This is a genomic window from Mesorhizobium sp. M5C.F.Cr.IN.023.01.1.1, from assembly GCF_003997585.1.
Taxonomy (GTDB): domain Bacteria; phylum Pseudomonadota; class Alphaproteobacteria; order Rhizobiales; family Rhizobiaceae; genus Mesorhizobium; species Mesorhizobium wenxiniae.
Genome location: NZ_RZSU01000173.1, coordinates 1 through 9,134 on the forward strand (window position 1 = coordinate 1; position 9,134 = coordinate 9,134).

The 9,134-nt window shown below is 64.5% G+C and carries 10 protein-coding genes; all 10 read left to right on the forward strand.

The window, feature by feature from the left end:
- Positions 1-911, forward strand: a 911-nt coding sequence (gene ribD / locus EOA78_RS33885; protein ID WP_127319896.1) for a bifunctional diaminohydroxyphosphoribosylaminopyrimidine deaminase/5-amino-6-(5-phosphoribosylamino)uracil reductase RibD, incomplete at its 5' end; no start/stop codon positions are given.
- Entirely contained in the window at positions 911-1,546 is a 636-nt protein-coding gene (locus EOA78_RS33890) for a riboflavin synthase (RefSeq protein ID WP_127319898.1), read from the forward strand. The genes ribD and EOA78_RS33890, both read left to right, overlap by 1 nt.
- A 75-nt stretch (positions 1,547-1,621) precedes the next feature.
- Complete coding sequence (gene ribH / locus EOA78_RS33895; protein WP_127319900.1) at positions 1,622-2,116, forward strand: 6,7-dimethyl-8-ribityllumazine synthase; 495 nt, start codon at positions 1,622-1,624, stop codon at positions 2,114-2,116.
- Positions 2,113-2,613, forward strand: coding sequence for a transcription antitermination factor NusB (gene nusB, locus EOA78_RS33900; protein WP_127319902.1), 501 nt, complete (start codon positions 2,113-2,115; stop codon positions 2,611-2,613). Before ribH ends, nusB begins: the two co-directional genes overlap by 4 nt.
- Positions 2,610-3,830 (forward strand): MFS transporter, encoded by a 1,221-nt coding sequence (locus EOA78_RS33905; RefSeq protein ID WP_127319904.1) that lies wholly within the window; start codon positions 2,610-2,612, stop codon positions 3,828-3,830. The genes nusB and EOA78_RS33905 overlap by 4 nt, the downstream gene beginning before the upstream one ends.
- 278 nt (positions 3,831-4,108) lie before the next feature.
- Entirely contained in the window at positions 4,109-5,020 is a 912-nt protein-coding gene (locus EOA78_RS33910) for an ABC transporter substrate-binding protein (protein WP_127319906.1), read from the forward strand.
- Between the two features lie 251 nt (positions 5,021-5,271).
- Complete coding sequence (locus tag EOA78_RS33920; RefSeq protein ID WP_127319914.1) at positions 5,272-6,438, forward strand: ABC transporter permease; 1,167 nt, start codon at positions 5,272-5,274, stop codon at positions 6,436-6,438.
- Positions 6,435-7,373 carry an ABC transporter ATP-binding protein gene (locus EOA78_RS33925; RefSeq protein WP_127319908.1) on the forward strand — a complete coding sequence of 313 codons (939 nt, stop codon included), beginning with the start codon at positions 6,435-6,437 and terminating at the stop codon, positions 7,371-7,373. Before EOA78_RS33920 ends, EOA78_RS33925 begins: the two co-directional genes overlap by 4 nt.
- Positions 7,370-8,134: an ABC transporter permease gene (locus EOA78_RS33930; protein WP_127319910.1), complete on the forward strand. Its 765-nt coding sequence runs from the start codon at positions 7,370-7,372 to the stop codon at positions 8,132-8,134. The genes EOA78_RS33925 and EOA78_RS33930 overlap by 4 nt, the downstream gene beginning before the upstream one ends.
- A gap of 268 nt (positions 8,135-8,402) precedes the next feature.
- A partial coding sequence (locus tag EOA78_RS33935) for a sodium/proton-translocating pyrophosphatase (RefSeq protein WP_206533555.1) occupies positions 8,403-9,134 on the forward strand: 732 nt, incomplete at its 3' end.

Below are 9,134 nucleotides of genomic sequence, written 5' to 3' on the forward strand. Positions count from 1 at the left end.
AGGCCGGCGAACTCGCACGCGGCGCCACCGCCTATGTCACACTGGAGCCGTGCGCCCATCACGGCCGCACACCGCCCTGCGCCAGTGCGCTGGTCAATGCCGGCGTCGCGCGGGTGGTCGGGGCTGTGAGCGATCCCGATCCACGCGTGTCCGGCCAGGGTTACGCCATCTTGCGTGCCGCCGGTATCGAGGTTGTCGAAAGGGTGCTCGCGGCAGAAGCCGCCGAGCAGATGGCCGGCTATCTCATTCGATCTCTGAAAAAACGTCCAGAAGTGATCCTGAAACTTGCGCTTTCCAGCGACGGCAAGATCGGCATGGAAGGCGAGGGGCAAGTCTCGATCACCGGCGACATCGCCCGGCGCGAAGTCTATCTGATGCGGGCCGAAGCCGACGGCATATTGATCGGCATCGGCACGGCGCTGGAGGACGATCCGGCGCTGACGGTGCGGTTGCCAGGTCTGGAGAACCGTTCGCCGGCGCGCATCGTGCTCGACCGGCAGATCAGGCTGCCGGAAACGTCGAAGCTGGTCGCCGGCGTCAACCGGGTTCCGCTCTATGTCGCCGCCTGCGCCGAAGCCGACCCATACCGGCGGGCCGCGCTCGAACGCGCCGGCGTGCGCTTCATCGGCACCGAGACGTATGAAGGCGATATCGCGCTGCCGGAACTGCTCGAGGATCTGGCCGCGCTCGGCATGGCGAGCGTGCTGGTCGAGGGCGGCGCCAAGGTGGCCAAGGCCTTCCTCGCCGAAGGGCTGGTCGACCGCATCGTGCTGTTCCAGGGGCAGGAGCCGATCGGCAAGGGCGGTATTGCATCGCCCATCGACGCCGACCATATCCCGGCAGGATTTCGCAAATTGCGCGACATGCGTTTCGGCGAAGACAGCTACGCGGAGTGGATAAGGGACATCTGATGTTTACCGGGATTGTCACCGATGTCGGCACCGTCGCTGCCGTGAAGCCGCTGAGAGAGGGCGTCGGCCTGCGCATCGACACCGCCTATGACCCGCAGACGATCACCGTTGGTGCTTCGATTTCCTGCGGCGGCGTCTGCCTGACGGTGACGGCGCTGCCGGAAAGCGGCGCCAATGCGCGCTGGTTCGAGGTCGAGGCCTGGGAAGAAGCGCTCAGGCTGACGACGGCCATGGACTGGAAATCCGGCACGAGGGTCAATCTGGAGCGGGCGCTGAAGATCGGCGACGAACTCGGTGGTCACATCGTGTCTGGCCATGTCGACGGCATGGCCGAGATCGTGGCGCGCAAGGAGGAAGGCGACGCCGTGCGCTTCACGCTGGACGCCCCGCGTGACTTGGCCAAATTCATCGCGCCCAAGGGCTCCGTCGCGCTCGACGGCACCTCGCTCACCGTAAACAAGGTCGAAGGCACGCGCTTCGACGTGTTGCTGATCCATCACTCGCTGACCGTGACCACCTGGGGCGAACGCCAGGTCGGCGACCGGGTGAATCTCGAGATCGATACCATGGCCCGCTACGCGGCACGCTTGGTGGAGGCGGCGAAAGAGGGCTTTGAGCCGCCCTCGGAAATTTGACGCAGTCCGACTCTCTGACAAAGCTTGCGAACGCGGCTGCTTCGGCCTAAGTCACCGGCGATCCCGGAGACATCTATGGCTGGCACATCCCAACACGGCAAAGCGTTCATTCGCCCGAAGAAGAAGGCCCACCTTCTTATCATCGAGGCACGCTTCCATGACGATCTTGCCGATGCGCTGCTCGAAGGCGCGACAAGCGCGCTCGAGGAAGCGGGCGCGACATACGACGTCGTCACCGTCCCGGGCTCGCTCGAGATTCCCGCGGTGATTTCCTTCGCGCTTGACGGCGCGGCCGAAGGCGGGCCGAGCTATGACGGTTTTGTCGCCCTTGGTACCATCGTGCGCGGTGACACCTATCATTTCGACATCGTCGCCAATGAATCGAGCCGCGCCCTGATGGACTTGTCCGTGCAGGAAGCGGTCTGCATCGGCAACGGCATCCTGACCACCGAAAATGACGAACAGGCCTGGACGCGGGCCAAACGGTCGGAAGGCGACAAGGGCGGCTTTGCCGCGCGTGCGGCGCTGACTATGATTGCCCTCAAGCAACAATTGGGAGAGCGATCGTGAGCGGGCCCGCGTCACCCGGCCAGACCGCAGCACGCCACGCCAACAAGCGCGGTGCTGCCCGTCTGGCCGCCGTGCAGGCGCTCTATCAGATGGATGTGGCCGGCAGCGGCGTCTTCGAAATCACCGCCGAATATGAGGCGTTCAGGCTCGGCAAGGAAGTCGACGGCGCGCTCTATCGCGAGGCGGACGCACAATGGTTTCGCGCCATCCTCGCCGGCGTCGTCGAGAACCAGAAGACCATCGATCCGATCATCCGCCAGGCGCTGACCGAGGACTGGCCGCTGTCCAGGCTCGATTCGACGCTGCGCGCCATATTGCGCGCCGGCGTCTACGAACTGATGAAGCGAGAGGATGTGCCGGTGGCTGTGATCGTTTCGGAATATGTCGACATCGCCAAGGCGTTTTACGAAGAAGACGAGCCGAAGCTGGTCAATGCGGTGCTCGATCGCGTGTCGCGCCGGGTGCGCGGCGAAGGGCGTGGCAAGGACGCTTCATGACGGCCGTCGCTATCGCCGAGGCTGGCAGGGAAGCGCGCCGCACGGCGCTCATCCTTGCCGCTTCGCAGGCGATTATCGGTTCGGCCGCACCCATCGCCATTTCCGTGGGCGGGTTGGCCGGACATTATCTGCTCGGCTCCGACAAGTCGCTGGCGACCGCACCGATCACCGGCTTCAACGTCGGCGTGGCGCTCGGCGCCTTGCCGGCCGCCGCCATCATCCGCCGGCTCGGCCAGCGCGACGGCTTCATGACCGGCACGATCGTCACTGCGCTCGGTGGTCTGATCGCCACGCTGGCGCTGTTTCAAGCCAGCTTTTGGCTCTTCGCCTTCGGCCTGCTGGTGATCGGCATCGGCGGTGCCTTCGTCCAGCAATTCCGCTTCGCCGCCGCCGACAACGCGCCATCTGAATTCAAGGCGCGCGCCATCTCCTTCGTGCTGGCCGGCGGCATCGTCACCGCCATCCTTGGCCCGCAGATCGTTATCTTCACCCGCGAATTGTTTGCGCCGGTGATGTTTGCCGGCTCGTTTGCGTCTATCCTGGTGCTGGCGGCGGTCGGCGCTGCCATCCTGTCGCTCCTGCGCATCCCTCCCAAGGCGACGGGCAAAGCGGAAATCACCGACAGCGACGCGCGGCCGCTCTCCGAGATCGTCACAAGGCCGCGCTTCGTTGCGGCGCTGTTTTGTGCCGTCGGCAGCTACGCGCTGATGAGCTTCGTCATGACCGGCGCGCCGCTCGCCATGGTCGGCTGCGGCCTTTCGACGGACGACGCCACGCTCGGCATATCCTGGCATGTTATGGCGATGTTCGCGCCGAGCTTCTTCACCGGCTCGCTGATCTATCGCTTCGGCGCCGAACGGATCGTCGCAACCGGACTTGTGTTGCTCGTCGGCTGCGCCGTGGTGGCGCTGTCGGGCTTGGCGTTGTGGCAGTTCTGGACGGCGCTGATCCTGCTCGGCCTCGGCTGGAATTTCGGTTTCATCGGCGCTACCGCCATGGTCGCCGACAGCTACCGGCCATCCGAAAAGGGCAAGGTCCAGGGCTTTCACGATTTCGTCCTGTTCGGCTCCGTCGCTTTCGCCTCGCTGATGTCGGGCGCCGTCTACAACGCCTGGGGCTGGGAGATGCTGAACTGGATCATCTTCCCGGTGACGGTGCTGTGCTTCGTGGCACTGGGTGTGTTGAAGATGACAAGCGCGCGGCCGACCAGCGCATGACCCCGAACCGGAGGTTCGCTTCGGCGAAATCGGAACCGATTTCGCTGGGCATCATGCGCAAAATTAAAAGTGCTACAGCGTCCTTTGCGCGTCCAAGCGGACGCGCGGCGCTGTAGTGACATGACGCTGTCGGGACGAGGCAGCCGCGAGCTCACCCGCTTCCGAACAAAATTATTGCGCCCATCCCCCTTCTTATGAAACCGTGTACCCCGACGGGGCATTGAAGCCATGCTCATATGCGGCAGCCGCAGTCCGGTTTTCAGCAAGGGATTTGTGAAATGTTTTCAGTCAAGGTTTTGGCCGGCGCCGCTCTGGCGCTCGGCATCACCGCAGCCTCGGCGAGCGCTCAGGTGGTCGTGTCGTCGAAAATCGACACTGAGGGCGGTGTGCTCGGCAACATCATCCAACTCGTGCTGAACGCCAACGACATCCAGACCACCAACCGTATCCAGCTCGGCGGCACTCCTGTGGTGCGCAAGGCGATCACCGCCGGCGAGATCGACATCTATCCGGAATACACCGGCAATGCCGCCTTCTTCTTCGAAAAGGCCGACGATCCCGTGTGGAAGGATGCCGCCAAGGGCTATGAAACGGCCAAGAAGCTTGACTACGACGCCAACAAGATCGTCTGGCTGTCGCCGTCACCGGCCAATAACACCTGGGCGATTGCACTGCGCAAGGATGTCGCCGAGACCAACAAGCTGGCGACGCTGTCCGACTTCGGCAAATATGTCTCCGGCGGCGGCCAGGTGGTGCTGGCGGCCTCGGCCGAATTCGTCAATTCGGCTGCCGCGCTGCCGGCGTTCCAGACCACCTATGGCTTCACGCTCAAGCCGGACCAGCTGATCACGCTGTCCGGCGGCGATACGGCGGCGACCATCGCCGCTGCGGCGAACCAGACCAGCGGCGCCAACGCTGCCATGGTCTACGGCACCGATGGCGGCATCGCGCCGTCCGGCCTGGTCGTGCTCGAAGACGACAAGGGCGTGCAGCCGGTCTATCAGCCGGCGCCGATCATCCGCGAGGCGGTACTGAAGGAACATCCCGAAATCGAGACGCTGCTGAAGCCGGTCTTCGCCAAGCTCGATCTCGTTACCCTGCAGGAACTGAACGGCCGCGTGCAGGTCGGCGGCGAGCCGGTCAAAGGCGTCGCCGAAGACTTTTTGAAGAAGAACGGGTTTTTGAAGTAGGCCGTTCCTGAAATCGTGACATCGGTGCGCGGCGCCCCCCTCTGGCCTGCCGGCCATCTCCCCCTCAAGGGGGGAGATCGGATGTCGCGACGGCTGTCGCCACCTTTCAGCTGTGCAAGATGTATACCGGCGCTGACGCTGCCAATCTCTCCCCTTGAGGGGGAGATGTCCGGCAGGACAGAGGGGGGCGCGACGGAGCGCGACGGTCCTGACGTCAGATCCTCAAGTCGCCGCGATCGCACATGCAAGTCATGACAGTCCGCTTCGACAAGCTCGGCGTGGTCATTGCCGCGATCGTTGCCTATGCGGCGTTCGCAGCACCCTTCGCCACCTTCCGCGCCAACCGCATCGTGCCCGGCGAGGCGCGCTCGACCCTTGATTCCTTGCCGGCGGCGGTCGGCCCATTGCTGCTGGCAATCCTCGTCATCGCGGCAATCATCGCGCTCTTGAAAACGCCGCTCGTCCTGCGCCTTGCGGCTAGCGTGATCGCGCTTGCAGCCCTTGCCATCCTGATCGGCGTCGCCGGCAGCTTCCTGACGCCTGAGGGTAATACGTTCGCGCGCATTTCGCCCGCCTCGGGTTTCTGGCTGCTCATCTTCGCCTTTACACTTTTGCTCGCCGATGTGCTGACGCGATTGAATCTGTCACCATGGGCACGCCTCGGCGTGCTCGTCATAGCTGCGCTGGCAATCGGCCTGCTTTTGGCTTCGGGAAGTTGGAACAGCCTGTCGATCCTCAAGGAATATGCCAACCGCGCCGACAGTTTCTGGGCGGAGGGCTCCAAGCATGTGACGCTGGCGCTGGGCTCGCTGGCGGCGGCGGTGGTCGTTGGTCTGCCGATCGGCATTCTCTGCCACCGCGTCGACAAATTTCGCGCCGGCGTGCTGAATGTGCTCAATATCATCCAGACCATTCCTTCCATCGCGCTGTTCGGCCTGCTGATCGCGCCGCTCGGCTGGGTCGCCACGCATGTGCCGGGAGCGGCGGCGCTTGGCATTCGCGGCATCGGCACCGCCCCCGCCTTCGTCGCGCTGTTCCTATATTCGCTGCTGCCGGTCGTGGCCAACACCGTGGTCGGCCTTGCCGGCGTGCCGCGCGCCGCCAACGACGCCGCCCGCGGCGTGGGCATGACCGACCGCCAGCGCCTGTTCGGCGTCGAATTTCCACTTGCCTTCGCGGTGATCCTCACCGGCATCCGCATCGTGCTGGTCCAGAACATCGGCCTCGCCACCATTGCCGCGCTGATCGGTGGCGGCGGCTTCGGTGTGTTCGTGTTCCAGGGCGTCGGCCAGACGGCCATGGACCTGGTGCTGCTCGGCGCCGTGCCGACGGTGGCGATGGCCTTTGCTGCCGCCATCATCCTCGATGCGGTCATCGAAATGACCTCCACCAAGAGACGCGAGGCACAACCGGCATGATCGAGGTCGAAGGCATTACCAAGCGCTATGACGCGACAACAGTGGTCGACGACGTGTCGATGGTGATCGAACCGCACACCATCGCCGTGATTGTTGGCACTTCCGGCTCCGGCAAAACGACGCTGCTTCGCATGATCAACCGGCTGGTCGAGCCGACCTCGGGCGTCATCAAGCTAGACGGCGCCGACAACCGTTCGCTGCCCGGCTACGAGCTGCGCCGCAGCATCGGCTACGCCATCCAGGGCCACGGCCTGTTTCCGCATCGCACGGTGGCGCAGAACATCGCCACCGTGCCGGTGCTGCTCGGCTGGGATGCGGCCCGCATCAAGCGCCGTGTCGATGAGTTGATGACGCTCTACCAGCTCGATCCCGAGGCGTTCGGGCCCCGCTATCCGCACGAGCTTTCCGGTGGCCAGCAGCAGCGCGTCGGCGTTGCCCGGGCGCTTGCCGCCGAGCCGAACGTGCTGTTGATGGACGAGCCGTTCGGCGCACTCGATCCGATCATCCGCAACAAGGCGCAGGAGGATCTTCTGGCGATCCAGAAGCGCTTTGGCACCACCATCATCCTCGTCACCCATGATATGGAGGAGGCGGTGCATATGGGCGATAAGATCGCGGTGATGGATGCCGGCAAGCTGGTGCAATATGCCAAGCCCGCCGAGATCCTGGCGAAGCCGGCCAGCGCCTTCGTCGAGACACTGGTCGGCGCCAGCGAAAAACCGTTCAGACTGCTGTCGCTCGGCCGCGTGCGCGACGCGGTGGAGACGGGCACCGCCGAAGGCGAGGCGATCCCCGACGACGCCAGCCAGCGCGATGCGCTGGCTGAACTCCTCTGGTCGGGACGCTCGGCGCTGCCGGTGAAAGGCGCCGACGGCAAGCCGCTCGGCCGCGTGACGGTGGACGGGCTGGTGAAACGCGCGGCGAGGCCGGCGTGAAAGAGGCCGGTGTAAAAGCCTGGCTTCCGTCGCTGCTCAGGCTTGTCCTGGTGGTGTTGCTGGTTGCGTTCGTGACCAATCCCGGCTGGTTCGAACCGCTGCTGAAGCCGCTGACCGAGAACAACGCGCCGGCAATCTACAATCAGGGCAGCCTTTTGACGTTGACGCTGCTGCATCTGAGGACCGTGCTGATCGCGACGGTGGCGGCGACCATCGTTGCCGTGGCGCTCGCCATCCTGGTCACCCGACCGGCCGGCGTCGAATTCCTGCCGCTGTCGCGCAGCCTGGTCAATATCGGCCAGACCTTTCCGCCGGTGGCGGTGCTGGCGCTGGCCGTGCCGGCTGTCGGCTTTGGCGAGAGGCCGACACTGATCGCGCTGTTTCTCTACGGCCTTCTGCCGATCTTCGAGAACGCGCTGACCGGGCTGACGACGCTGCCGGCCAATGTGGTCGAGGCGGCGCGCGGCGCCGGCATGACCGGCTGGCAAAGGCTGGTCAAGGTCGAGCTGCCGCTCAGCGCGCCGATCATCCTCGGCGGTATCCGGCTGTCGGTGGTCATCAGCCTCGCCACCGCGACGATCGGCTCGACCGTGGCGGCCAGGACGCTGGGCGAGGTGATCATCGCCGGTCTGTTGTCGAACAACCTCGCCTTCGTCCTGCAGGGCGGCCTGATCGTTGCCGCCCTTGCCGTGCTAATCTATGACGGGCTGTCGGCGATCGAGCGCTACACCGCGCGCCGCATGGGGCAGGAGACGGCGTAGCCGATAAATCAGCTCAGATATCGCCTTGCTTATCTCGGCGGGAAACAGTGATTTCCATGACCCGACCGGGTTCTGAAGTGAAAGATTGCGTCTCTACCGAGAGGCTTTGGGCGAAAGCCGGGCAAAAACCGAACAATATCTTGACGTTCGCACCCCTGTTTCGCATAAGCCGGTGCGAAGGGAGCGGATTCCGCGCGCGGAATCCGCTCCCCGTCTCAACGGCCCAGGGAGGGGTTCTTTTGGGTCATCAATCGAGGAAAATCCGGCAATGACCATAATTTCAGCTGTCATCGCCTGCGGTCTGCTTTCAGTCCTTTACGCCATCTGGGCGACAAAATCGGTCCTCGCGGCCGATCAGGGCAACGCACGCATGCAGGAAATTTCCGCGGCCATCCGCGAAGGCGCGCAAGCCTATCTGGCGCGCCAGTACACCACCATCGCCATTGTCGGCGTCGTGGTCCTGCTGCTCGCGTGGTGGCTGCTTTCGATCACCGCCGCCATCGGGTTCCTGATCGGCGCCGTTCTGTCGGGCGCAGCCGGCTTCATCGGCATGCACGTCTCGGTGCGCGCCAATGTGCGCACCGCGCAGGCGGCTTCCAACAGCCTCGCTGCCGGCCTCGAGATCGCCTTCAAGTCGGGCGCCATCACCGGCATGCTGGTCGCCGGCCTGGCCTTGCTCGGCGTCTCGATCTACTACCTGATCCTCACCCAATTCATGGGCCTTCAGCCCAACGACCGTGTCGTCATCGACTCGCTGGTTTCGCTCGGCTTCGGCGCCTCGCTGATCTCGATCTTCGCCCGTCTCGGCGGCGGCATCTTCACCAAGGGCGCCGACGTCGGCGGCGATCTCGTCGGCAAGGTCGAAGCCGGCATTCCCGAAGACGATCCACGCAATCCGGCCACCATCGCCGACAATGTCGGCGACAATGTCGGCGACTGCGCCGGCATTGTCGGCGACATTGTCGGCGATGGTGGCCGGATTGCGTGGATCGTCTTCGGG